A 23,586-nucleotide genomic window follows, 5' to 3' on the forward strand; every position below is an offset into this window, starting at 1 on the left:
AGTTACTCGCGCCCGAGGGACACCCACAGGGGATCCGACGCCCGCGCCCCCACGACCCGGTCGGCGAGCGCGTCGAGCCGCTGCACCTGCCCACCGGTGAGCGTCACGTCGAGCGCACCGGCGTTCTCGTCGACCCTCGCCGCGAACCGCGTTCCCGGAATCGGCACCGACGGCAGACCGAACGCGCGGGCCTTCACACCGAGCCACGCCAACGCCACCTGCGCGACCGTCGCGCCCGTCTCGTCGGCCACGGCACGCACCGCACCGCGCACGTCGAGGTTGGCGGGCAACGCATCGGCGTCGAACCGTGGAAACCGGCGACGCAGATCACCGTCACCGATATGTGCGGGATCGAACGCATCGGTGAGCAGACCGCGGCTCACCGGCGAGAACGGCACGAATCCGATGCCGAGTTCGGCCGCGGTGGGCACGACGTTCCGTTCGACGTCCCGCGAGACGATGCTCCACTCCGACTGGATCGCCGCGATCGGATGCACCGCGTGAGCGCGGCGCAGTTCGTCACCCGTGGCCTCCGACAACCCGAGGTGACGGACCTTCCCTGCCCGTACGAGCTCGGCCATCGCCCCGACGGTCTCCTCGATCGGCACGTCCGGGTCGACCCGATGCAGGTAGTACAGGTCGACGACGTCCACGCCGAGCCGCTGCAACGACGCATCGATCGACTCGCGCACATGGTCGGGGCGCCCGTCGATCCCGCGGTTCCCGTTCGCCGGATTCCCGACGAGCCCGAACTTCGTGGCGAGCTGCACCTCGTCGCGTCGGTCGGCCAGCAGCTTCCCGACGACCTGCTCGCTGAGTCCGCTGCCGTAGACGTTCGCGGTGTCGAGGAAGGTGACACCGATGTCGACGGCGTGGTGCAGTGTCGCGAGGGCCTCCGCGGGATCGGCCGGCCCGTACACCGGGGCGACGGACATGGCGCCGTACCCCTGCGCACTGACGGTCAGGCCGGGGGCGAGTTCGACGGTGGGGACGGTCATCGCGGGATTCTCCTCGGAGTCGGCGGCACGCGTACCTCACACACGGCACGCCCGTCGATCCTTCCGCACATCCACGCTCGGCGCAGGATCCGAAATCGCAGTGAAGCAAGTGCCCCGCGCCTACGCTGGGTCCATGGCGATCGACTGGCTCCGGCTGCAGCGCACCGCCCGAGCGGGATTCGACGATCGGCTCGCCCGGATCGACGACTGGTCGGCCCCCACCCCGGACACCGAGTGGACCGTCGCCGATCTGGTACGGCACGTCGTCGACGAGCAACGGTGGGTGGCGCCTCTCCTGTCGGGCCGCACCCTCGACGAGGCGGAGGCATCGCTGGCACCGATCGGCGACGACCTGCGGTCCGAGTGGTCGCGCTACGCCGAGCAGGCCACCGAGGCGTGGACCGTCACTCCCCCGAACACCGAGGTGCACCTGTCCTACGGCGCCGTCCCGTGCATCGCCTATCTGCGCCAGCAGGTCGGCGACACCGCCGTGCACACGTGGGACCTCGCGCGCGCCACCGGGGACGACGAACGACTCGATCCCGATCTCGTCGACGCCGTGTGGGCCGATCTCGAACCGCAACGCGACCTGCTCGCCGCCAGCGGCCTGTTCGCCGATCCGATCGCACTTCCCTACGACGCACCCGTCCAGGACCGGCTCATCGCCCTCACCGGGCGCGACCCACGACCCCGGGGGAGATCATGAACGACAGCAGCCAACCCGACGACAACGCCGCGCACGTCGACATCAAACCCCGCAGCCGCGACGTCACCGACGGCATGGAGAAAGCCGCGTCCCGCGGCATGCTCCGCGCCGTCGGCATGGGCGACGACGACTGGGCCAGATCCCAGATCGGTGTCGCCTCGTCGTGGAACGAGATCACCCCGTGCAACCTGTCGCTGGACCGGCTCGCGCAGGCCGTCAAGGACGGGGTGTTCGCGGCCGGCGGCTACCCGCTCGAGTTCGGCACGATCTCCGTCTCCGACGGCATCTCCATGGGACACGAGGGCATGCATTTCTCGCTGGTGTCCCGCGAGGTGATCGCCGACAGTGTCGAGACGGTGATGCAGGCCGAACGTCTCGACGGGTCGGTGCTGCTCGCGGGCTGCGACAAGTCGCTGCCGGGCATGCTGATGGCGGCGGCACGCCTCGATCTCGCGTCGGTGTTCCTGTACGCGGGATCGATCCTGCCGGGCACCGCGAAACTCTCCGACGGCACCGAACGCGACGTGACGATCATCGACGCGTTCGAGGCCGTCGGCGCGTGCGCGCGGGGTCTGCTGCCCGAATCCGATCTCGACGCCATCGAACGCGCCATCTGCCCCGGCGAGGGTGCCTGCGGTGGCATGTACACGGCGAACACGATGGCCAGTGCCGCCGAAGCGCTCGGCATGTCGCTGCCGGGAAGCGCGTCCCCACCGGCCACCGACCGTCGACGTGACGGATTCGCGCGGCGCAGCGGCCGGGCCGTCGTGGAGTTACTGCGACGCGGCATCACCGCCTCCGACATCCTCACGAAGGAGGCGTTCGAGAACGCGATCGCCGTGGTGATGGCGTTCGGTGGCTCCACGAACGCGGTGCTGCACCTCCTGGCGATCGCCCACGAGGCCGACGTCGACCTGACCCTCGACGACTTCGTGCGGGTCGGGGCGCGCGTGCCCCACCTGGCCGACGTCAAACCGTTCGGCCGGTACGTGATGAAGGACGTCGACCACATCGGTGGTGTGCCGGTCGTGATGAAGGCCCTGCTCGACGCGGGACTGCTGCACGGCGGATGTCTCACCGTCACCGGCGGGACGGTCGCGGAGAACCTGGCGGGCATCGCCCCACCCGACCCGGACGGGAAGGTGCTGCGCGCATTGGCGCAGCCCATCCACCCGACGGGAGGCATCACGATCCTGCGGGGCAGTCTGGCGCCGGGGGGTGCGGTGGTGAAGTCCGCGGGGTTCGACGAGTCGGTCTTCGAGGGCACCGCGCGGGTGTTCGAACGCGAACGGGCCGCGATGGACGCCCTCGAGGACGGCACGATCACCGCCGGCGACGTCGTCGTCATCCGCTACGAGGGCCCGAAGGGCGGACCGGGGATGCGGGAGATGCTCGCGATCACCGGCGCGATCAAAGGTGCCGGTCTCGGCAAGGACGTGCTGCTGCTGACCGACGGCCGGTTCTCCGGTGGCACCACCGGGTTGTGTGTCGGGCACGTGGCGCCCGAGGCGGTCGACGCCGGGCCGATCGCGTTCGTGCGGGACGGCGACCGGATCCGGCTCGATGTCGCGAACGGTCTGCTCGACGTGCTCGTCGACGAGACCGAGATGCAGCAGCGGCGGCAGGGCTGGGAGCCGCTGCCGCCGCGCTACACGAAGGGTGTCCTCGCGAAGTACACGAAGCTGGTCGGGTCCGCGTCACGGGGCGCCGTGTGCGGGTGACCGTCCCCGACGATCAGATCGGATGGAATCCGGAGCCCACGCCACCGCGAGCGTTGATGTCATCGAAGATCACGTCGATGTTGGTACCCACCTCCGGGCCGATGCACGGCGCCATCAGGTAGGCGTTCACCATCGCCACCAGGGTGGTGCCCACCACGAGCGGTGCACCCGAGTCGCCCTCGACGACACAGACCTGGGACCAGGTCTCCTGCGCCCCGAACACGTCGCCCCACACGACACCGCACGTGTTGCCGGTGGTGCGGCCCTCCTTGCATGCGATGTTCGGGAAGTCGGCGGGGGCTCCGACCCCGGTGATGGTCACGTTCCCGACCCGGTTGACCGGTACGACCTTGGCGGCGTCGAACTGGATGACCGCGTAGTCGAGGGAGTCGTTGGTGGACACGATACGACCGACGGTCCCGGCATCGATGTCGTATTCGGCCTTGACGGTCATTCCGGGGTCGCCGCAGTGCCCGGCGGTCAACCCGACGAGACGGCCCGCACCGTCGTAGCCGATGGTGGTGAGCGTGCAGTCGAAGATGTCCTCGGATCCGTTGCCGAGGGTGATACCGGAGCCACCGCCGAGTGTCACCGGCGGCGCCGCGGCGGCCACCCCCGAGCCACCTGCGATCAGAGCGACCGCGGCCGCGAGCACCAAACCGAATCGTTTGAACATCGATGTCCCTCCCACACGGCCCGGTCAGGCCGCTTTCGCGGAAAGATTACTAGAGATCCACGCCACACGACGGCGTGGTCGCGATCCCGCGACGGTCAGGATCCGGCTCCGAGGCTCTCGAGCGCCTTCCTCGCCTCCTCCAGCTCACGGCTGAGCTGAGCGACCCGGTCCTCCGCGGCGCGACGCGCCTCGTCGATCACCGACTGCACCGCCTCCACCGCGGTCTCGTCGCCGAGCGCCCGGACGGCGCGTTCGACGGCGTCGGGGGTCACGGGCGCCGGCTTCCCGATCTTCTTCGTGCCCTGCGCCACCCCGACCGTCCACTCGTTCTCCGGATCGATGGTGACGGTGATGGTGATGGCCGGCTGCTTCTTCGCCGGTTTGCGCGCGGGACGCGGTTTCGGGGCGTCGGCCGCCGCGGTGGTGCCGGTGGACGGTTGCGTCACGGGTGTCTTCTCCTGCGTAGCTTTCGGCGCGACCGGCGCCGCGGTGGGTTTCGGTGACGGGACCTTCGACGCCGGCGTGCTCGACGCCGGCGTGCTCGACGCCGGCGTGTCGGCGGGTCTGCGTGCGGCGGGCGCAGCAGTTGTCTTCTTCGCGGCTGCCGCGCGGGCCTGCGCGGGTTCGCGGGTCGCCCGCAGCTCGTCGGCTTCGAACGGGAGTTCGTCGTCGACCCCCTTGGGGCGGACGGTGACGGTGTTGCCGGACACGGCCACGGCCCGCGCGGACGCGCCCGGCGCAATTCCGAGGCTGGGAATGCCCTCGACGAGATACACCGTGGCGCGGCGGCCCTCCGCGATCGCCGCGCTCAGTTCGGTGAGCTGGTCCGGGGTCAGATGGTCCCGTTTGCGGGGAGGCATGCTCGTCCTTTCACATGTCGCGCTTTCACGTGTCGCGGTGATCGACGGCGCCCACTGTCGCACACGTGTACGACAGGGTTCGCCGCGGCCACGGATACCGGAACGTGTGTTCTGCGCCTCGGCAGGGAAAGATGTCGGTGTGTCCTCGCCGCAGCCGGAACCCCTTCCCGAATCCGAGCTGCTCGCTGCCGTCCAGACCGAGCTCGAGCGAAGCCTGCTCGGCGGGCCCCGCCGGTACACGGTGGAGCAGGTCGCCGCGATGTCGGGGATGGACGCACCGCGCGTGCGCAGGCTGTGGCAGGCACTCGGGTTCACCGTCGATCCCGCGCCGGGCGCAAGAATGTTCACCGACGGCGACGTGGGGGCCCTGCGCGACATCGCCGCGATCGTGGAGAGCGGAGCGATCGACCACAGTCTCGAACTGTCCGCGGCACGGTCGCTCGGACAGTCGGTGTCCCGCCTCGCCGAATGGGAACTGACGTTGTTCAACTCCCACATGTTCGAGCGGCTCGTCGAGGCGCACGCCGATTCGTCCCCCGCGCAGATGCGCGGCATCATCGACGACCTCGTCCGGGGCATGTCGACGCGCGCCGAGAGTCTGCAGAGCTACGTCTGGCGCCGGCACATCGTCGCCAACACCGAACGCAACATCGTGCGGCCACAGAGCGGCGCCGTCACCCACGACGTCGTCGTCGGGTTCGCCGACATGGTCGGCTACACCCAGCTCACCCGCCGCATCGACGCGAACGAACTCGACGAGTTGCTCGAGTACTTCGAGTCTGCGGTGACCGCGGTGATCTCCTCGCACCACGGTTGGGTCATCAAGACCGTCGGCGACGAGGTGATGTTCGCGGCGGACTCGCCCGCCGACGCCGCCCGCATCGCGATCGATCTGCAGGAGGAGTTCAGCGCCAGCAAGAACACCCCCGACCTGCGGGTCGGGATGGCGTGGGGTCCGGCGCTGGCGCGTTTCGGTGATCTCTTCGGATCCGTCGTCAACAATGCGGCACGCCTGACGGGCGCGGCACGACCGGGCACCATCCTGCTCGACGAGAAGCTCGCGGCGGAGCTCGATCCCGACGAGTTCCGAACCCAGCCGTTGCGCCGGTTGCGTGTCAAGGATTTCCGGCGGTCGCGTCCCTACGTGTTGCGGACCGATCAACGGTCCTCGCGGCGACGCTGATCTCCCCCGCCGCCCCGTCCCGTCCCGTCCCGCAGTGCCTGCCACCCGTCGGGTGGTGGGCATTGTGTCGTGGGCCCGATCACTGTAGCCTCGGGTTAACAGTAACCCTCAGTCACACTTAAAGGTGGAGGCATGACCGCATCGCTCACCCGCGAGAACAGCAAGGGCTTCGTCCCGGGCGTCCCGCTGTCCGATCGCGAGGACACCGCCCGGCGCCTGCTCGCGTCGTCCGCCCGCAAGTCCTACGACCCGACGATCGAGGTCGACTGGGACGCCCCGATCCCCGACGACAAGTACGGCATGACTCCCGAGTGGAGCACCCTCTACGGCACCGCGTTGTGGGACGAACTCACCGAGGAACAGCGCATCTCCGTCACCAAGCACGAAGCCGCGAGCGTGTCGAGCGTCGGACTGTGGTTCGAGATCCTGCTCATGCAGATGCTGTTGCGCGATGTGTACGACCGCAACAAGCACTCCCGTCACGTCCAGTTCGCGCTCACCGAGGTCGCCGACGAATGCCGCCACTCGGTGATGTTCGCGCGCGCCGGCGAACGTCTCGGCATGCCCGGGTACGGGCCCGCCAACTACATCCACCAGTTGGGCCGACTGTGGGGGATGTTCTTCCGCGGCGCCAACGCCTACGCATCGGTGATGGCCGCCGAGGAGATCCTCGACATGATGCAGCGCGAGTTCATGCGCGACGAACGCGTGCAGCCCGTCACCCGGTCGGTCAGCCGCATCCACGTCCTCGAGGAGGCCCGGCACATCCGGTTCGCCCGCGAAGAGGTCGCCCGCCGACTCTCCGGCGCGAGCCGCGCGCGCCTGGCGTTCGAGCGCGTCAACACCGCCGTCACCGTGTATTTCGTCGTCAAGAGCATGATCCACCCGGACGTGTACGCGAACGCGGGTCTCGATTCCGAGCGGGCCCTGGCGGAGGCGAAGAACAACCGGCACCATCACGACAAGGTGCGCAGGTCCGGCGCGAAGCTCATGACCTTCCTCGACAGCGTCGGCCTCATCGGTGGACCGTCGAAGATCCTGTACAAGAAGGTGCACCTGCTCTGACCCTGCCGGGTCGTCTGCTCAGCGGGATCCCGCGGGACGGCGCCGCGCGGACGCGGCTACCCTCCGGCCCATGAGCATCAGCGACCCCGCCGATTTCACCGGAAAGACCGTCGTCGTCACCGGCGGCACGAAAGGCATCGGATTCGTCATCGCCGAGACCTTCCTGGCCGCCGGTGCCGACGTCCTCGTGTGCGGACGCTCGGAACCAGACACCCTGCCGTCCGCGGACGGGCGCACCGCCGCGTTCGTGTCCGTCGACATCCGCGATGCCGCGCAGGCCGCCGCGCTGGTCGATGCCGCCGTCGAGAAGTTCGGGCGCGTCGACGTCCTCGTCAACAATGCCGGTGGTTCACCCGACTCCGACTCTGCCACCGCTTCCACCCGGTTCTTCGACCGGATCGTCTCGCTCAACCTGTCGGCGCCCTACTACGTCGCGCAGGCCGCGAATCTGGTGATGCGCGAACAGGAGACGGGCGGCGCGATCATCAACATCGGCAGCGTGTCGGCGCACGATCCGCAGCCGGGCACCGCCGCATACACCGCGGCGAAGGCCGGACTGCTCGCCCTGACCAAGGCCCTCGCGCTCGAATGGGCGCCGAAGGTGCGCGTCAACCACATCACCACCGGTCTGATCCGCACGGAGGCCGCCGCCCACGTGTACGGCGACGACGGCGGCGCGGCGGTGACGAGGACGCTGCCGATCCAGCGGATGGCCGTGCCTGCGGACATCGCCGGCGCCTGCCTGTTCCTGGCCGGCCCGCTCGCGTCGTACGTCAACGGAGCCGATCTCGCCGTACACGGCGGCGGCGAGGTGCCCGCACGCTATCTCGCGTTGCACCCCTGACGTCGCGGCCGACAGCAGTTTCGACCCGACGAACGATTCCGACTCCCGTCACCGATCACCCCCGGTCGACGGCGCCCTCCCCTCGAGGCGCCCTCGACCGGGGGTGATCGCTGTTCGAGGTGGCCTCCGACCGACCCGCCTCGTACCGCCGCGCTCGCATTCCGGTCCGGGAACGGCGTCCAGCCATCCCGCACCCCCCGAGGCTGTGACGCTTGACACCTTCCCGCGCTGACGGTACGTTCACATTCAGTGAATGAATACTCATTCACTCGGGTGTCGACATCGCATCGCACCGCCGACACGCCACTTCGACATCCGAACGGCACGCATCCGCATCCCCGGGAGGGACCATGAGCATCTTCGAAGACATCACCTACGAGATCGACGGCCCGGCCGCCGTCATCACCATCTCCCGCCCCGAGCGCTACAACGCGTTCCGTGGCCGCACCGTCGAAGAACTCATCAAGGCGTTCCGCGCGGCGTGGGCCGACTCGCGCGTCTCGGCGATCATCCTCACCGGCGCCGGCGAGAAGGCGTTCTGCACCGGCGGCGATGTCAAGCAACGCGCCGAGACCGGCGACTACGGGCCCACCGAGTCCGGAATGTTCGAGATCGGCAACCTGCACAAGCTGATCCGTGACATCCCGAAACCCGTCATCGCCGCCGTCAACGGGGTCGCCGTCGGCGGCGGGCACGTCCTGCACGTGCTGTGCGACCTGACGATCGCATCGGAGAACGCCACCTTCGGCCAGGCCGGCCCCCGCGTCGGATCGTTCGACGCCGGATTCGGTTCCGCATTCCTCGCCCGCGTGGTCGGCGAGAAGCGCGCCCGCGAGATCTGGTACCTGTGCCGCCGGTACGATGCCGCGACCGCCGAGCGTTGGGGACTCGTCAACTGGGTTGTGCCACAAGAGACTCTGCTCGACGAAGCGAAGTCCGTCGTCGCGGAGATCGCCGAGAAGAGCCCCACCGCGATCCGTTTCCTCAAGCAGTCCTTCAACGCCGACACCGATCACCAGGCAGGCCTGAGCAACCTCGCGATGTCGGCGCTCGATCTGTTCGGCAAGTCCGACGAGGGACTCGAGGGCGCGACAGCGTTCGCCGAGAAACGTCCCGCCGACTTCTCCCGCTTCGTCAAGGCCTGACTCCCCACCGAACTCAGTCTCCCGGAAGGATTTCCACCATGAGCAGCATCGCCCTGGTCACCGGCGCCGGATCCGGCATCGGCAAGGCCGTCGCCCTCGCGTTCGCCGGTCGCGGCGACCGTGTCGTCGCCGCCGACCTCGACCTCGCCGCCGCCGAGTCCACCGCGAAGGAATTCCCCGACCTCATCACCGCGTTGCCGGTCGACATCGCCGACCGCCATCGGGTCGACGAACTGCGCGACGAAACCCACGCACGCGTCGGCGTACCGGACATCGTCGTCAACGCGGCAGGGTGGGACAGAACAGACCAGTTTCTCAACGCGACAACGGAATTCGCACAGAAGGTGGTGGCGATCAACTATCTCGGCCCCGTCAACATCTGCAGCGCGTTCCTGCCCGGCATCATCGAGGCCGGGAACGGCGGACGCGTCGTCAACCTCGCATCCGACGCCGGTCGGGTCGGCAGCTCGGGCGAATCCATCTACGCGGGCGCCAAGGGTGGCGTGATCGCACTGACGAAATCGCTGGCGCGGGAGATGGCGCGCCACGGCATCACCGTCAACTGCGTGTGCCCCGGACCCACCGACACCCCGCTGTTCCAGGCGCAGGAGGAGAAGCTCAAATCCGCGCTGATCAAGGCGATCCCGTTCCGCCGTCTCGCGCGCCCCGACGAGGTCGCTGCACCCGTGCTGTTCTTCGCCTCCGAGAACGCTTCGTTCATCACCGGCCAGGTCGTCAGCGTCAGCGGCGGTCTGACGATGGCCGGCTGACCCCGCACCATCCTCCGAGAACAGGACCGTCCGCGATGACCGCGTCGTACAACGCCCGCGCATACCGCGAGTACTTCGAGAACGACTTCACCTATCTCAACGGGTTCCGGCGCAACACCGCCCGGTACGCACACCGCGTCGCCGTCACCGACCCGGTGACCGGAGCACAGCTGACGTACGCGCAGCTCGGCGAACGCGTCGACCGGCTCGCCACCGGACTGGCCGACGTCGGTGTACGGCCCGGCGACGTCGTCGCCTACCAGCTGTTCAACGGCATCGAGTTCGCCGAGCTCTACCTCGCCGTGCAGGCGGTCGGTGCCGTCGGTTCCCCCGTCAACCACCGGCTCGCCGCCGGCGAGGTCGCGTTCGTCCTCGACACCGGCACCCCCACGGTGTTCGTCCACGACACGGCGCTGACGAACACCGTCACCGGCGCACTCGAACTCGCCGCGCACACCCCCGCCGTGATCATCACCGTCGGAGACGGTCCCGCCGCGGTCGCACCCGGTTCGACGAACATCGCCTACACCGATCTCGCTGCCGACCGGGTGGCGATTCCCCCGCACCACCGCACCGTATGGGACGAGACGACCCGCCTCTACACCTCGGGCACCACGGGCATGCCGAAGGGCGTGCCGCTCAACAGCCTCATCGAGGTGTTCAGCGCGCACGACGTGATCATGCACTTCCCCCTGACCCCCGAGGACATCACCTTGAACATGACACCGTGGTTCCACCGCGGCGGACTGTACTCGGGCGGACCGAATCCCAGCTTCTACGTGGGCGCACAGGTGGTGCCGCTGCGTACCTTCGACGCCGACACGGTGCTCGATCTCGTCGAGCAGCGCGGCGTCACCTTCCTCATCGGCGCGCCGACCAACCTCGCGATGCTCACCACTGCGCAGGAGGAGCGACCGCGGGATCTGTCGAGCCTGCGCGGGATCGTCACGATGGGTGCGCCCCTCGAGCGGGACGCGGCGCTGCGCTACCAGCAGGTGCTCAACCCGCGGATCTTCAACGGCTACGGCAGCACCGAAGGGTTCTGGAACACCTTCCTCCGCCCGTCGGACCTGCCCGACCACGCCGGCAGCGCCGGACGGGCCTGCACCGACGACGACGTCCGCGTCGTACGGGTCCACCCCGACGGATCGGCCGATCCCGACGACGTCGTGGCCCGCGACGACACCGAGGTCGGGGAGGTGATCGTGCGCTCCCCCAAGTGCGCGAACGCCTACTTCGATTCGCCCGACCAGGAGAAGGCCAAGTTCCGCGACGGCTGGCTCCACATCGGCGACCTCGCCACGTGGGATGCCGGCGAGTACGTCACGATCGTCGGACGCAAGGACGACATGCTCGTGTGCGGGGGCGAGAACGTCCATCCGGTGCAGGTCGAGGAGGCCCTCAACTGCCATCCGACAGTGCAGGATTCGTTGGTCGTCGGTGTTCCGGACGAACGGTGGGGACGCATCGTCGTCGCCTACGTCGTCGCCGACGCCGAGCGTGTCGCCCCGACCGCGGACGTCCTCGACGCGCACTGTCGCGCGCACCCGATGCTCTCGGCGTTCAAGCGGCCCCGCGCCTACCGGTTCGTCGATACGCTGCCGGTCTCGGCGACCGGCAAGAAACTCCACTACAAGGCCACCGAGACGGCCGCCGCCGAGTACGCCCGCGGCGCGTTCATCCACCCGACCGAATCGAGACTCGTCCGATGAACGCCCGCCTCACCCACGATCCCGAACACCTGCAGTTCCGCGACGTCGCCCGCGGTTTCGTCCGCGACCGGATCACTCCCGTCCACGAGGACTGGGAACACGCCGGGCTGCTCGACCCGGGCCTGTTCACCGACGCCGGCAAGCTCGGCCTGCTCGGATTCTCGGTTCTCGAAGAGTTCGGCGGGCCGGGAGTCGACGACTTCCGGTACAACGCCCTGCTCGTCGAGGAAGTGAATCGGGCCGGGCACGCGGCGGCCGGGATCGCGTTCTCGCTGCAGAACGACGTGGTGCTGCCGTACCTGACCGACATGAGCACCGCCGAGCAGAAGGCGCGGTGGCTCCCCGGCGTCGTCACCGGCGAGACCGTCCTCGGCATCGCCATGACCGAGCCCGGCACCGGAAGCGACCTGACCGGTATCCGCACCACCGCCGTCCGCGACGGCGACGAGTACGTCGTCGACGGTTCCAAGACGTTCATCTCGAACGGACAGAACGGCACCCTGTTCGTCGTCGCGACCCGCACCTCCGACGATCCGCACGGCGGCCTGACCCTGCTCGTCGTCGACGCCGACACCCCAGGTTTCGAGCGCGGCCGCAACCTGGAGAAGATCGGGCTGCACGCGCAGGACACCAGCGAATTGGTCTTCACCGGTATGCGGGTGCCCGTCGCGAACCGGCTCGGCGAGGAAGGTGACGGATTCGGTCAGCTCGTCCACAATCTGCCGCAGGAACGGCTGTCGCTGGCTGTCGGCGCCGTCGCCGCGGCCGAGGGTGTGTTCGCGCAGACCCTCGCGTACGTGCAGGAACGCACCGCGTTCGGGTCGCCGGTGTCGAGCTTCCAGAACACGAAGTTCGTGCTCGCCGAACTCGCCACCGAACTCGACCTGGCCCGCACGTTCCTCGACGACTGCATCGCCGAGCACGTCGCCGGCGCGTTGACCGCGGCGCGCGCCGCCCGCATCAAGTGGTGGACGACGGAACTGCAGGTCCGGGTCGCCGACCGGTGCCTGCAGTTGCACGGCGGTTACGGATACATGCGCGAGTACGCGGTGTCCCGGGCCTTCGTCGACGCGCGCATCCAGACGATCTACGGTGGCACCACCGAGATCATGAAGACGATCGTCGCCAAGGACCTCGGTATCTGAGTTCGAAGCCGCCGGCGACGGTCGAGTGTGCAGTTGTGGACGCGATTCCGCACCGAATCCGTCGAAAACTGCACACTCAGATCTAGGTCCAGTCCAGGACGGCGCCGACGGCGGGATCGGTCCCGGTCAGGGCGTGGGAGATGCGGCGGGCGACGTCCGCGACGAGGGGGGCGATCCAGTCGACGTGAACTGCGCGGGCGTCCCCCGCCAACGACACGCTCGCGAGCGGGATGTTGGCGCCGCGCAGCGGTGCGCCCACCGCGACGACACCGAGGTTCGCCTCGTCGCGTTCGAACGCGACACCACGACGTTTCCGGATGCGGTTGAGTTCCTGGTGGAGAACCACACGATCGGTGATGGTGTGCGGGGTGAGCGCCACCGGGCGCGGCGGGCACAGTGCGTCGACGTGCTCGGGATCGAGGGTCGCGAGCATCGCCTTGCCGCCGGCGGTGGCGTGGGCGTGGACGCGTCCACCGACTCGGGTGGGGACCGACCCGGCGCGGGGACCACCGATCTTGTCGAGGCAGTACGTCGACGCGCCGTCGAGGACTTCGAGGTGCACGACGGCACCGGTCTGCATCGCGAGTTCGTGCAGGAACGGGGCTGCGCTCTCCCGGATCCGGTCGCGGTTGACGTCGCCACCGAGGCCGAGGGCACGCGACCCGAGGCAGTATCCGAACGGTGCGTGATCGACCCATTCGAGACGGACCAGCTGATCCAGGATGCGGTGGACCGTCGACCGGGGCAACCCGGACCGGATCGTCACCTCCTCCAGGGTGAGCCGTGCTGTTCCCGAATCGAACGACTCGAGGATGCGCGTGAGCCTTTCGATCATCGACGGCGGCAGTTCCCGCTGCGCGGATGAACCGACGGCTACGAAATCGGGGTCGACGACAGTCAACGTGACCTCCATCACAACTGGTCGAGACGGTGAAGCGGACGGGATCCGGAACTGAAATTGATTCCCGTAACGTTAGCAGCACCACACGGTCTCAGTGAAGTGGTCGAAACGCCCGAAACGGTCACACTTGGGACACGGGGATCTGCACACGGCCGGACACCGTTCTCGCGGCGGCGGCACCGAGAACATACCGCCTGCAACGATTCCGGATCCGTACCGGTCGCCGGAGGGCCCGTATCCGCCCGGGAGCGGGCCCTCCGGCGACGGGTGCCGGGATCAGTCGTCGCCGGCCTTCAGCGCCTCCGCGATCCGCGTGGCCTGCGCGTCGCTCTCGAGCAACTGCCGCACGAGCCACAGGCTCAGCACACGCGACACCGTCGACGCGATGTACACGGCGACACCGACGAGGGTCAACGTCACGAATCCGATGCTCAGCAACTGGTACGACGCGATGTCCCGCAGATCCGACAGCGTCAACGACGCCACATACACCACGAACGCTGCGACGACACCGACAATCATCAGCACGAGCCCGACGATCCGGCCCTTGCCGCCGGACGCGGGACGGGCGGCGTCGATGCCCAACTCGGCGATGTTCTTCTTGAACTGCTCACGTCGTTCGTCGACGAGTGCGGTCATGGTCAACCTCCTAGATAGCTTGCGGACAGTTCTTCTTCGATCTCCGCCGGATCACCCGTCCGCACCACCCGGCCCTGCAGCATCAGTGCCGCACCGGTGGCGATCGGAAGGACTGCCCTGGCGAACTGCTCGGCGACGAGGATGGACACACCCTCCGCCGCCAGTTCGCCGACGATGTCGTAGATCTGGGAGACGATGCGAGGGGCCAGGCCCATCGACAACTCGTCGAGCAACAGCACCGTGGGGTGCGTGCCCAAAGCGCGCGACAGTGCGAGCATCTGCTGTTCGCCGCCCGACATGGACCCGGCCAGCTGGGTCCGGCGCTCACCGAGAATCGGGAAGCGCGAGTAGGCGACGTCCTCGAGATCGGCGAGCGACACCCCGGTCCCGGTCGCGATCCACAGGTTCTCCCGCACCGTCAGGTTCGGGAAGATTCCCCGCCCCTCCGGGATCGAGCACACACCCGACCGTGCGAGGTCCGCCGCCGAGGCGCCGTTGACGACGTGACCGGCGATCCGCAGCTCGCCCGACGCCACCGGGTGCACCCCCGAGCACACCTTCAGCGTCGTCGTCTTGCCGCCTCCGTTGGGGCCGAGGAGCGCGACGACGGCCCCCGGCTCGAGGGCCAGATCCACGCCGTGGAGGACCTCGATCGTGCCGTACGCGGCCCGGACCCCGGCCAGTTCCAGCAACGGCTCGGTCATACCGCCTCCTCCTCGGTGCCGATGTACGCATTGATGACCGCCGGATCGTTCCTGATCTCGTCGGGCACCCCGCTCGCGAGCACCGCACCGTAGTCGAGCACGTGGATCGTCGAGCAGATCTTCATCACGAGGGGGATGTCGTGCTCGACGAGGCAGATCGCCAGTCCGCCGGCGGCGAGCTCACCGAGCAGCGCCGCGAATTCCTCGGTCTCCTGTTCGGTCTGCCCCGATGCCGGTTCGTCGAGGAGCAGCACCCGCGGTCCCGCCATCAGGGCCCGCGCCACCTCGACGACACGCGCGCGGCCGGTGGGGATGTCCGCGACGTCCCTGTGCGCGACGTCGGTGAGCCCGGTCAGTTCCAGGAGCCGATCGGTCTCGGCGTCCACGTCGATGCGGTGACGTCCGTTGGCGTTGTGGATGTCCCCCGCGACCCGCAGGTTGTCGCGCACCGACAGCGACACGAACAGTTCCAGACGCTGGAACGTGCGGGCCAAGCCCATCCGGGCCCGCTTGTACGGGGCCAGCCGCGTCACGTCCCTGCCGTCCAGGAAGACGCTGCCCGACGTGGGCCGCTGCAGGCCGGTGATGGTGTTGAACAACGTCGTCTTGCCGGCTCCGTTGGGTCCGATCAGCCCGGTGACGACACCCGGGCCGACCGAGATGCTCACGTCCCTGACGGCGACATGACCGCCGAACCTGACCGTGATCCCTCGGGTTTCGAGCAGTGGTGCGTCAGCCATGGGTGACCAACTCCTTGTCTGCGCGGGCGGGAATGTTCAACTGGTCGGCGATACCCAGTTCCCGGTCGATCTCGTCGCGCACGGCCGGGCCGTACGGCTCGTCCACCCCGACGCGCTCGGGGACGAGCGGGCGCCGACGTTCCGCTTCCTCGGCGCCGAGCACCGCATCGGGCATCAGCCACCGGCCGACGACGGGCAGCAGGAACACCGTGGCGATGGTGATCGATGCGAACCACCAGTTGTCGAGCGCACCGGTGAGGGCCAGCAGATACGACACCCCGATCACGACCGCGCCACCGGCGAGGACCGGCCTGGCGTTCGCGAGGGTCCGGTACGCCTCGACCATCTGGTGCACAGTGCCGCTCGGGTTCGCGGCCACACCGATACCGATCAGTGCGGGGCTCACCGCCGCGACGTGCCCGAGGAACGTCCACATCCCGGAGAGTTCCGGTTGCGCCGACGCGAGATTCGAGAACGACACCATGATCACGGCGAACCCGATACCCGACATCAGGCCGCCGAACAACGCGCCCGAGACGTATCCGATCCCCGCGACGACGGTGAGCATCAGCAGCGACAGACTCACCATGATCGAGTAGGTCTCGATGGACACCGACCCCATGGCGCTCGCCATGAACAACCCGCCGAGACCGGCGATGCCCGTGGAGAGACCGAACACGCCGAGCTTGAGCCGCACGAGGCTCTGACCGAGCATCGCCGACGCGGCGGGGCTGTCCTTCATCGCGGCGAGCCTGCGTCCGTATCCACTGTTGCGCAACGCGATCACACCGACACCGAGCACGGCGAAGATCACCGTGACCGTCATCAGGAAGGTGGTCGGGTCCTTCAGGTCGAGCGGACCGACCTTCAACGGCGGGATCGCGATGTTCCCGTCGGTGAACAACGAGAATTCGACACCGAACAGTTCGTGGCGGGTGGTGTCACGCAACACCATGTTCGACAGGAACACACCGAACGCCATCGTCGCGAGCGCCAGGTACAGGCCACGCAGACGCAACGCCGGCAGCGCGATGAGGCCACCGATCACCGCGGTCGCGGCCACCCCCAACACCACACCCCACAGGTTCAGGTACGCGGCGAGACCGGATCCCGAGATGCCGAGGTGGAACGCGACGATCGTGGCGATCGCCCCGAAGGAGACGGGCGCCAGATTCAGTTCACCGGCGTATCCGGTGAGCAGCGTCAGCGACAACGCGATGATCGCGAACGTCATGCCGATGGTCAGCGTGGTGATCGCAGAGGTCACCATCAGCAGACGGATCGCGTAGACGATCACCACGAGCGCCACCGCCCACGCGACCGCCTTGCGCACCGACGGCACGTGGTAGCGCTCGCGGGTGCGGGTCACCGCTCCGCGCAACCGATCCTGCGGCAGCACGATGAGCACCACGAACAACGCGATCATCGGCAGCGACACCCGGAAGTTGGACGTCCAGTTCCACGAGGTCGGGAAGTACGCGAGGACGTAGGTCGCGGCGAGCCCCAGGAAGAGCGCACCGGCGAACGTTCGGGGAATGCTGCGCAGCCGACCGAACATCGCGGCGGCGAAGGCGTCGATGACGAGCAGCGTCAGCATGTTCGCCTCGAGGGTGCCGCCGTTGATGGGGGTGATGAGGATGCCCGCGAGCACCGCGAGGGTCGAACCCATCACCCACGACAACGCGGCGAGACGATCGGGGTCGTGGCCGTTGAGCCGCAACAGGTCGGGGTCGTCGACGACACCGCGCATCGCCACTCCCGAACGGGTGCGGGTGAACATGATGCGCAGACCCACCGCGATGGCGATCGCCACGGCGATGCAGATCAGCTCGTGATAGCGGATTCCGACGCCGAGAACTTCGATGCCGTTGCGGTCGCCGAAGAACATCGCCATGGTGCGCGGCGTCTCCGGATGCCAGAACCAGTGCGAGACCGCGACCATCCCGAGGAGGATCGAGACGGTGACGACGATCTTCGTCACCTCGGCGGTGTCACGCATTCCGCGCATGATCACCGTGTAGAGGATCAGCCCCATCAGCGGCCCGAGGATGCCCAGCACGATCAGCAGCGCCACCGGAGTGGGTAGACCCCACCCGACCTTGAACTGCCAGTAGGCGAAGGCACCGAGCATCGCCTGGGCGCCGTGCGCGAAGTTGAAGATGCCCGAGGTGTTGTAGGTGAGGACCAGGCCGGACGCGGCGATCGCGTAAACCGATCCGAGCACCAGCCCCACGACGGTGAAGGTCAAGAAGGTGTCCATGCGAAAACCTCTGCTCGTCGGTGCCGGCGGTGCGTGCACCGCCGGCACCGGTCGTCATCGGATCAGGACGCCGGCCTGATGATGTTGGGATTCAGGTACTTCGTGGCGATGCGGTCGGGCCCCAGATCGGTTCCCCACGTGCTGGAATCGGTTGCGATCAGGTACTTCTCGTCGCACTTGAAGGTGCCGGCCTCCGCCGGGAACGCCTGCGTGAACTCCGTGCCCGACAGGGTCGTGACGAGTCCGCACGTCGCGGGCATGTTGTTGCCCGGATCGGTCACGGCGTGCAGTCCACCCGCGTCCCACTCGTGGATGCTCGACAGTTCGTCGATCATGCACTGTCGGGTCAGGTCGGAGCCGCACGCGTCCGCGGCGGTCGCCCACAGCAGGAACGACGACGTGGCCTGCATGCCCAGCAGCGCGGTCTTGCCGCCCTGCGCTTCGACGATGTCGAGGTAGTCCTGCACGGCCGGAACGATGTCGGCGTTCTCGATCATCTGGAAGGTCATGCCGGCGTGCAGGTTGTCGAGCAGGCCACCGTTCGCGCCGTTCCACTCGCGCGCGGCGTCGCCGTACCAGGTGGCCTCACCCATGAAGATCGGGTCGATGCCCGACTGGTCGAGGGCCTTGATGAAGTTGAACTCGGCGGGCACCGGCGACCGCGACGTCCACAGCCCGTCGACGCCGCATTCCCGGAACTTCTCGGCGAACGGCACGTAGCTGGATTCGCCCTCGTAGTTGAGGGTGACACCGCAATCCTTCAGATCGAAGCCCGCGGCTTCCGCGACCGAGCGGATCTTGGTGGTCGACGTGATGATCGTCGGCATCGTGGAGCCGACGAGATCGAAACCGTCCATCAGATCGGGGTACATCTCGGCGATCTGGAACCACTGCGAGCCGTTCGCGTAGTCGACGGGGAACGGAACACCCTGGTACGTCATGGGCCCGTTCGCGGCGTCCGGGGACACCGTGAAGCCGGGAACCGCCGCCATGTTGCAGGCCACGCGCGTCTGCTCGGACGTCTGATCCATCGCGAATCCGTGGCCGACCATCATGAACTCGGAGCCGCACGCGTTCTGCATCGCCGCATTGGCCTGCGTCATCGCGGCGTCGTAGTGGGTACCGACGATCTGCCGACCGTTGATGCCGCCCTGCGCATTGCACCAGTCGATCATGGCGGCGACGGCATCACCCATCTCCTTGTTCAGGCCCGGGCTGTTGGTGAAGCCGCGGTCGTCGCCGTAGCCGATGCGGATCTCGGTGTCGGTCACGCCCTGATCGGTCGCACCCGACGCGTCACCGGTGCCGCACGGCGACTCGAGGGTTCCGAACTTCGCGTCCGCCCCCTGCTGGGTTCCGGCGGCCGTCGCTGCCGAATCGGGGCCCGACGCGACCGATTCGACCGGATCACCTCCTCGGTTCGAGGCACAGGCCGATGCCACCACCATGGTGGCGGCGAGGCCCACCACCAGTTTCGATGCGGTGCTGCGTTTCACTCGGGAACTCCTTCGGATGGGACCGGTCCACGACGACGGCGAGGGGGCACTCACCTCGCGTCCGGATGGCGGGTGCCGCGAAGGTAGCCAGCCGGAAAGTGACGCAGATCGCTACATCCCGGTGAGTGGGACGAATCGGTGATGGCGGACACACCGTGCGCCGTTCCCGTTCCACCACACGCTCGTCCCGGTCAGTGGTATCGATCACTACCCTCGGCCGGAAAGAGGGTGAGATGGTCACGCTCGATACCGGACTCGACACAAGGCCGCACGCAGGAAAGGTCCCCCATGACAGCACCGACAGATCTTCAGCAGATGCTGCAGCAGGTCGTTTCCCGACTGACCGGCCCCGGCGGGCGCTTCGAGATCGTCGAGGAAGAGGTCCGCGGAAACCGCATGCAGGTCATGCGGAACCGCAGTCGGAACATCGGCGATCTCGTCGCCGCGTCACGCGCGTGGGGCGACCGCGACTACCTCGTCACGGCGGATCGGCGCCTGTCGTTCAGTGATCACGCCGACGCGGTCGCGGCGGTCGCGACCACGCTGCGCGACGAGTACGGCGTCGGCAAGGGTGATCGCGTCGCGATCCTCGGTGCGAACTCCCCCGAGTGGATCATCTCGTTCTGGGCGACGCAGACCCTCGGTGCGATCGCGGTGGGACTGAACTCGTGGTGGACTCCGCACGAGATCGCCCACGGTGTCGGGCTCGTCCGACCGAAGGTGCTCATCGCCGACGCGAAGCGGGCCGAGCTGGTCGAGAAGGCCGACGTGTCGGGCTTCGCACTGCTCACGATGGAGGAGGACGTTCCGCGGATCGTCGCCGACGGCGCGGGCGCGGAACTGCCGTCCACCGACGTCGACGAGGACGACCCGGCCGTCATCCTCTTCACCAGCGGGACGAGCGGTCGCCCGAAGGGGGCCCTGCACTCGCAGCGCAACGTGCTCGCGGTCGTCGACTATCTCAAGTACTCGGATGCGTTGATGTCGGAGATGTACGGGCGTCCGTACGACGAGACCGTCCCCAACGACGCGCGGTATCTGATGACATCGCCGCTGTTCCACATCGCGAGCCTGCACAATCTCGCGGTCGTGCGGCTGGCGACGGGCAGCGCGGTGATCATCAACGAGGGACGTTTCGACATCGACAAGGTCTTCGGTCTCATCGAGCGCGAGAAGGTCACGAACTGGGGTGCGGTGCCGACGATGGCGGCGCGGATGCTCGAGCACGAGAACACCGACGAGTACGACCTGTCGTCACTGACGGGGTTCGCGTTGGCGTCGGCTCCGTCGTCGCCGGAGTTCAAGCGACGCCTGCGGGACAAGTTTCCGTTCGCCGATCAGGCCCTGGTGGACAGCTACGGCCTCACCGAGTGCAGCACCGCGATCGCGTTGGCCACCGCCCCCGAGATCGAGGCGTTTCCGGGCACTCTCGGCAGCACCACCATCACCGTCGCCATGGAGCTGCGGGATCCGTTCGGTGAGCGGGTTCCCGACGGCGAGGAGGGCGAGATCTGCGTGCGCAGCCCGTTCGTGATGCTCGGGTACTGGGAGAACGAGGAGGCCACGGCCGCGGCCATCGATTCCGAGGGCTGGCTGCGCACGGGTGACTACGGCACCTTGGAGAACGGCCGGTTGCGTCTGACCGGTCGCCGGTCGGACCTGATCCTGCGCGGCGGGGAGAACGTGTATCCCGTCGAGATCGAGCAGGTTCTCGACGAGCATCCTGCGGTGCAGGAATGCGCGGTGATCGGTGTCGATCACCCGGATCTGGGCCAGGAGGTCGCCGCGGTCGTGGTGCTGCACCCGGGTGCGGAGGCCGACGAGGCGGATCTGCAGGCGTACTGCAAGGACCGACTGTCGTACTACAAGGTCCCCACGAAGTGGAAGATCACGCGGGATCTGCTGCCCCGCAATGCCACCGGAAAGGTGATGCGGCGCGACGTCGCCCTCTGACCCCACCCCACCCGTGCGCGACCCGCTCGAGCGCATCGAGTTGATGGACGTACGGGTACGGGATGTTCGGGAAGTCCGTGCCCAGCAGAACCTTCGAGCGCAGCGCCGCCAGCCGCGACAGCTCGTTCGCCGGGAACGGGGTGGCGGCCTCGGTGAAGTCGGTGAACGCCATCGTCGTGTCGAGGTACACGCGCGGGTACCGCTCCGCCAGATCGGCGAACTCCCGGTACTCGGGCAACCCCATGTGCGCGACGATCACGGTCAGTTCGGGGTGACGGCGCAGCAGTTCCGCCATCGGTTCCGGTCCGGTGTGCACCCCCGGTGCCGGCCCCGATCCGCAGTGCACGACCGTCGGGATCCGCGCCTCCTCGAGTTGCGACCACACCGGCTCGAGGAGTGGGTCGAGCGGCGAGTAGCCACCGACCTGGATGTGTGACTTGAACACGACCGCACCCGCACCGATCGCGTCGGCGACGTACCCGGCCGCTTCGGGTTCCGGGTAGAACGTCGCGGTGTGCAGACAGTCCGGGGTGCGCGCAGCGAAGTCGGCGGCCCACGAATTCAGCCACGCCGCCATCGCCGGCTTGTGCGGGTACAGCATCGACGTGAACTTCCGGACCCCGAAATCGCGGAGCCGCGCGACGCGTTCGTCCTCGTCGTGCCGATAGGTGATGGGCCATTCCCGCCCGACGAGCGGTCCCGCCTCGTCGAAGTACTGCCACACCTTGTCGAGCACGCTCTTCGGCATGAAGTGGGTGTGGACGTCGATGAGACGGTCGATGCCGTGGCGGCGACGGAAGTCTGCGACGCGATCGATTTCGTTCACATCGCGACCGTACCGACTGTGCGCGGGCGCATCGGCCGACGCGCGCACCCGGCGGGAAAGTCGCTGGTCGAAGGCCGTATCGGGCCCGAAACCAACCCCCGCAACAGGTTAGGTTAAGCTAACAAATTTGTAAGGTATTTCAATTACCTCACCCAGTTCCTGGTAAGCGCACAGCAAGGAAGATCGATGAACGCATCCCGCCTGTACCGAGGTGCCGTGCTCGGCACCTTGGCAGCTCTGGCCCTGACGGCGTGTTCGAGCGACCCCGCCACCGAGTCGACCGCCGCCGATTCCACCGTCACGGTCGAGGACAACTTCGGTACCCAGACGGTCACCGTGCCGCCGCGGTCCGTCGTCGCCACGGACAACAGCACGTTCGAGACCCTCGACACCTGGGGTATCCCGCTCACCGCCGGTGCCGTCACTCTGATGCCCGACACGATCTCCTACACCCGGGACGACACCATCGTCGACCTCGGGTCGCATCGGGAACCCGACCTCGAAGCGGTCGTCGCCGTCGATCCCGACCTGATCATCAACGGCGGACGCTACGCGCAGCACCGCGAGAAGTTCCAGCAGCTCGCCCCGGACGCCACGATCGTCGAGGTCGCGCCCCGTGACGGCGAAGCGTTCGATACCGAACTCAAGCGCGGCGTCACCGTCCTCGGCGAGATCTTCGACAAGGAAGCGGAAGCGCAGGCGCTCAGCGACGCGTTCGATGCGTCGATCGCCCGTGTGAAGGCCGCCTACTCCCCCGACCAGTCGGTGATGGGACTGATCGTCTCGGGCGGCGAGATCGGTTATGTCGCCCCGAGCAACGGACGCACCATCGGCCCGATGTTCGACATCTTCGGTTTCACCCCGGCCCTCCAGGTTCCCGAAGGAACCAACGACGAGCAGGGTGACGACATCTCCGTCGAGGCCATCGCCGCGTCCGATCCGGGCCTGATCATCGTCATGGACCGTGACGCCGCCGTGGCCGCGGACGAACCGGACTACCAGCCGGCCGCCACGGTGCTCGAGAACTCCCCCGCGTTGCAGAACGTGTCGGCGATCCAGAACGGCAACATCATCTACCTGCCCGCCGACACCTACACCAACGAGAGCATCCAGACGTACACGGAGTTCTTCAACTCCCTCGCGGATCTGCTCGAGAAGAACGCGGCGTCGAGCGCAGCGGACAACTGACTCACACCACCGATCGTGGGCCCGGCCGACCTGCCGGGAGATCGGAAGAGCACA

At 67.9% G+C, this 23,586-nt stretch carries 21 protein-coding genes; 11 read left to right on the plus strand and 10 right to left on the minus strand.

Going from position 1 to position 23,586, the window contains the following annotated elements; all coding sequences use genetic code 11:
• Window positions 1-2: 2 nt before the first annotated feature.
• Window positions 3-998, minus strand: coding sequence for an aldo/keto reductase (locus LDQ05_RS02210; RefSeq protein WP_226435256.1), 996 nt, complete (start codon window positions 996-998; stop codon window positions 3-5).
• Window positions 999-1,131: 133 nt separating this feature from the next.
• On the opposite strand from LDQ05_RS02210, the gene LDQ05_RS02215 reads away from it, so the two are divergent.
• Window positions 1,132-1,704, plus strand: a complete 573-nt coding sequence (locus LDQ05_RS02215) for a TIGR03086 family metal-binding protein (protein WP_226435257.1) — start codon at window positions 1,132-1,134, stop codon at window positions 1,702-1,704.
• Complete coding sequence (gene ilvD, locus LDQ05_RS02220; RefSeq protein WP_226435258.1) at window positions 1,701-3,425, plus strand: dihydroxy-acid dehydratase; 1,725 nt, start codon at window positions 1,701-1,703, stop codon at window positions 3,423-3,425. The genes LDQ05_RS02215 and ilvD overlap by 4 nt, the downstream gene beginning before the upstream one ends.
• A 13-nt stretch (window positions 3,426-3,438) precedes the next feature.
• On the opposite strand, the gene LDQ05_RS02225 is transcribed toward ilvD, so the two are convergent.
• Both LDQ05_RS02225 and LDQ05_RS02230 read right to left on the minus strand, forming a co-directional pair.
• Window positions 3,439-4,101 carry a chymotrypsin family serine protease gene (locus LDQ05_RS02225; protein WP_226435259.1) on the minus strand — a complete coding sequence of 221 codons (663 nt, stop codon included), beginning with the start codon at window positions 4,099-4,101 and terminating at the stop codon, window positions 3,439-3,441.
• A gap of 95 nt (window positions 4,102-4,196) precedes the next feature.
• Window positions 4,197-4,961 (minus strand): DUF6319 family protein, encoded by a 765-nt coding sequence (locus tag LDQ05_RS02230; RefSeq protein WP_226435260.1) that lies wholly within the window; start codon window positions 4,959-4,961, stop codon window positions 4,197-4,199.
• Between the two features lie 139 nt (window positions 4,962-5,100).
• Between LDQ05_RS02230 and LDQ05_RS02235 the strand changes: the two genes are divergently transcribed.
• The 7 genes from LDQ05_RS02235 to LDQ05_RS02265 all read left to right on the plus strand — a co-directional run bounded on the left by LDQ05_RS02235 (window position 5,101) and on the right by LDQ05_RS02265 (window position 12,825).
• On the plus strand, window positions 5,101-6,144 hold the full coding sequence (locus LDQ05_RS02235) for an adenylate/guanylate cyclase domain-containing protein (protein WP_226435261.1): 1,044 nt from the start codon (window positions 5,101-5,103) through the stop codon (window positions 6,142-6,144).
• Between the two features lie 132 nt (window positions 6,145-6,276).
• Window positions 6,277-7,209, plus strand: coding sequence for an AurF N-oxygenase family protein (locus LDQ05_RS02240; protein ID WP_226435262.1), 933 nt, complete (start codon window positions 6,277-6,279; stop codon window positions 7,207-7,209).
• Between the two features lie 70 nt (window positions 7,210-7,279).
• Window positions 7,280-8,053: an SDR family oxidoreductase gene (locus LDQ05_RS02245; RefSeq protein WP_226435263.1), complete on the plus strand. Its 774-nt coding sequence runs from the start codon at window positions 7,280-7,282 to the stop codon at window positions 8,051-8,053.
• A 350-nt stretch (window positions 8,054-8,403) separates the two neighbouring features.
• On the plus strand, window positions 8,404-9,198 hold the full coding sequence (locus LDQ05_RS02250; protein WP_226435264.1) for an enoyl-CoA hydratase-related protein: 795 nt from the start codon (window positions 8,404-8,406) through the stop codon (window positions 9,196-9,198).
• A 38-nt stretch (window positions 9,199-9,236) separates the two neighbouring features.
• Window positions 9,237-9,968, plus strand: a complete 732-nt coding sequence (locus LDQ05_RS02255) for an SDR family NAD(P)-dependent oxidoreductase (RefSeq protein WP_226435265.1) — start codon at window positions 9,237-9,239, stop codon at window positions 9,966-9,968.
• 35 nt (window positions 9,969-10,003) lie between these two features.
• Window positions 10,004-11,680 (plus strand): class I adenylate-forming enzyme family protein, encoded by a 1,677-nt coding sequence (locus LDQ05_RS02260; RefSeq protein ID WP_226435266.1) that lies wholly within the window; start codon window positions 10,004-10,006, stop codon window positions 11,678-11,680.
• Window positions 11,677-12,825, plus strand: a complete 1,149-nt coding sequence (locus LDQ05_RS02265) for an acyl-CoA dehydrogenase family protein (RefSeq protein ID WP_226435267.1) — start codon at window positions 11,677-11,679, stop codon at window positions 12,823-12,825. Before LDQ05_RS02260 ends, LDQ05_RS02265 begins: the two co-directional genes overlap by 4 nt.
• 82 nt (window positions 12,826-12,907) lie before the next feature.
• On the opposite strand, the gene LDQ05_RS02270 is transcribed toward LDQ05_RS02265, so the two are convergent.
• The 6 genes from LDQ05_RS02270 to LDQ05_RS02295 all read right to left on the minus strand — a co-directional run bounded on the left by LDQ05_RS02270 (window position 12,908) and on the right by LDQ05_RS02295 (window position 19,517).
• A complete protein-coding gene (locus tag LDQ05_RS02270) occupies window positions 12,908-13,726 on the minus strand; it encodes an IclR family transcriptional regulator (protein WP_372461013.1) in 819 nt (272 codons plus the stop codon).
• 276 nt (window positions 13,727-14,002) lie between these two features.
• Entirely contained in the window at window positions 14,003-14,365 is a 363-nt protein-coding gene (locus tag LDQ05_RS02275) for a hypothetical protein (protein ID WP_226435269.1), read from the minus strand.
• 2 nt (window positions 14,366-14,367) lie between these two features.
• The gene (locus tag LDQ05_RS02280; protein ID WP_226435270.1) at window positions 14,368-15,069 is read right to left on the minus strand and encodes an ABC transporter ATP-binding protein; all 702 of its coding nucleotides are present in this window, start codon (window positions 15,067-15,069) and stop codon (window positions 14,368-14,370) included.
• Window positions 15,066-15,809 carry an ABC transporter ATP-binding protein gene (locus LDQ05_RS02285; protein WP_226435271.1) on the minus strand — a complete coding sequence of 248 codons (744 nt, stop codon included), beginning with the start codon at window positions 15,807-15,809 and terminating at the stop codon, window positions 15,066-15,068. Before LDQ05_RS02285 ends, LDQ05_RS02280 begins: the two co-directional genes overlap by 4 nt.
• Complete coding sequence (locus LDQ05_RS02290; protein ID WP_226435272.1) at window positions 15,802-18,069, minus strand: ABC transporter permease; 2,268 nt, start codon at window positions 18,067-18,069, stop codon at window positions 15,802-15,804. The genes LDQ05_RS02285 and LDQ05_RS02290 overlap by 8 nt, the downstream gene beginning before the upstream one ends.
• 62 nt (window positions 18,070-18,131) lie before the next feature.
• The gene (locus LDQ05_RS02295) at window positions 18,132-19,517 is read right to left on the minus strand and encodes an ABC transporter substrate-binding protein (protein WP_264184317.1); all 1,386 of its coding nucleotides are present in this window, start codon (window positions 19,515-19,517) and stop codon (window positions 18,132-18,134) included.
• Between the two features lie 336 nt (window positions 19,518-19,853).
• Here LDQ05_RS02295 and casG point away from each other — a divergent pair, with 336 nt between their 5' ends.
• A complete protein-coding gene (gene casG, locus LDQ05_RS02300; protein ID WP_226435274.1) occupies window positions 19,854-21,518 on the plus strand; it encodes a steroid-24-oyl-CoA synthetase in 1,665 nt (554 codons plus the stop codon).
• On the opposite strand, the gene LDQ05_RS02305 is transcribed toward casG, so the two are convergent.
• Window positions 21,454-22,344 (minus strand): amidohydrolase family protein, encoded by an 891-nt coding sequence (locus LDQ05_RS02305; protein ID WP_226435275.1) that lies wholly within the window; start codon window positions 22,342-22,344, stop codon window positions 21,454-21,456. The genes casG and LDQ05_RS02305 overlap by 65 nt on opposite strands.
• A gap of 186 nt (window positions 22,345-22,530) precedes the next feature.
• Between LDQ05_RS02305 and LDQ05_RS02310 the strand changes: the two genes are divergently transcribed.
• The gene (locus tag LDQ05_RS02310) at window positions 22,531-23,532 is read left to right on the plus strand and encodes a siderophore ABC transporter substrate-binding protein (protein WP_226435276.1); all 1,002 of its coding nucleotides are present in this window, start codon (window positions 22,531-22,533) and stop codon (window positions 23,530-23,532) included.
• Window positions 23,533-23,586: the final 54 nt, after the last annotated feature.

It is taken from the genome of Rhodococcus yananensis (assembly GCF_020515525.1).
Classification (GTDB): domain Bacteria; phylum Actinomycetota; class Actinomycetes; order Mycobacteriales; family Mycobacteriaceae; genus Rhodococcus; species Rhodococcus yananensis.

What these genes read in the sequence shown, in the direction of transcription:
- LDQ05_RS02210 (WP_226435256.1), bottom strand. Translation starts at nt 998, where the DNA reads ATGACCGTCCCCACCGTCGAACTCGCCCCCGGCCTGACCGTCAGTGCG.
- LDQ05_RS02215 (WP_226435257.1), top strand. Translation starts at nt 1,132, where the DNA reads ATGGCGATCGACTGGCTCCGGCTGCAGCGCACCGCCCGAGCGGGATTC.
- ilvD (WP_226435258.1), top strand. Translation starts at nt 1,701, where the DNA reads ATGAACGACAGCAGCCAACCCGACGACAACGCCGCGCACGTCGACATC.
- LDQ05_RS02225 (WP_226435259.1), bottom strand. Translation starts at nt 4,101, where the DNA reads ATGTTCAAACGATTCGGTTTGGTGCTCGCGGCCGCGGTCGCTCTGATC.
- LDQ05_RS02230 (WP_226435260.1), bottom strand. Translation starts at nt 4,961, where the DNA reads ATGCCTCCCCGCAAACGGGACCATCTGACCCCGGACCAGCTCACCGAA.
- LDQ05_RS02240 (WP_226435262.1), top strand. Translation starts at nt 6,277, where the DNA reads ATGACCGCATCGCTCACCCGCGAGAACAGCAAGGGCTTCGTCCCGGGC.
- LDQ05_RS02245 (WP_226435263.1), top strand. Translation starts at nt 7,280, where the DNA reads ATGAGCATCAGCGACCCCGCCGATTTCACCGGAAAGACCGTCGTCGTC.
- LDQ05_RS02250 (WP_226435264.1), top strand. Translation starts at nt 8,404, where the DNA reads ATGAGCATCTTCGAAGACATCACCTACGAGATCGACGGCCCGGCCGCC.
- LDQ05_RS02255 (WP_226435265.1), top strand. Translation starts at nt 9,237, where the DNA reads ATGAGCAGCATCGCCCTGGTCACCGGCGCCGGATCCGGCATCGGCAAG.
- LDQ05_RS02260 (WP_226435266.1), top strand. Translation starts at nt 10,004, where the DNA reads ATGACCGCGTCGTACAACGCCCGCGCATACCGCGAGTACTTCGAGAAC.
- LDQ05_RS02265 (WP_226435267.1), top strand. Translation starts at nt 11,677, where the DNA reads ATGAACGCCCGCCTCACCCACGATCCCGAACACCTGCAGTTCCGCGAC.
- LDQ05_RS02275 (WP_226435269.1), bottom strand. Translation starts at nt 14,365, where the DNA reads ATGACCGCACTCGTCGACGAACGACGTGAGCAGTTCAAGAAGAACATC.
- LDQ05_RS02280 (WP_226435270.1), bottom strand. Translation starts at nt 15,069, where the DNA reads ATGACCGAGCCGTTGCTGGAACTGGCCGGGGTCCGGGCCGCGTACGGC.
- LDQ05_RS02285 (WP_226435271.1), bottom strand. Translation starts at nt 15,809, where the DNA reads ATGGCTGACGCACCACTGCTCGAAACCCGAGGGATCACGGTCAGGTTC.
- LDQ05_RS02290 (WP_226435272.1), bottom strand. Translation starts at nt 18,069, where the DNA reads ATGGACACCTTCTTGACCTTCACCGTCGTGGGGCTGGTGCTCGGATCG.
- LDQ05_RS02295 (WP_264184317.1), bottom strand. Translation starts at nt 19,517, where the DNA reads ATGGTGGTGGCATCGGCCTGTGCCTCGAACCGAGGAGGTGATCCGGTC.
- casG (WP_226435274.1), top strand. Translation starts at nt 19,854, where the DNA reads ATGACAGCACCGACAGATCTTCAGCAGATGCTGCAGCAGGTCGTTTCC.
- LDQ05_RS02310 (WP_226435276.1), top strand. Translation starts at nt 22,531, where the DNA reads ATGAACGCATCCCGCCTGTACCGAGGTGCCGTGCTCGGCACCTTGGCA.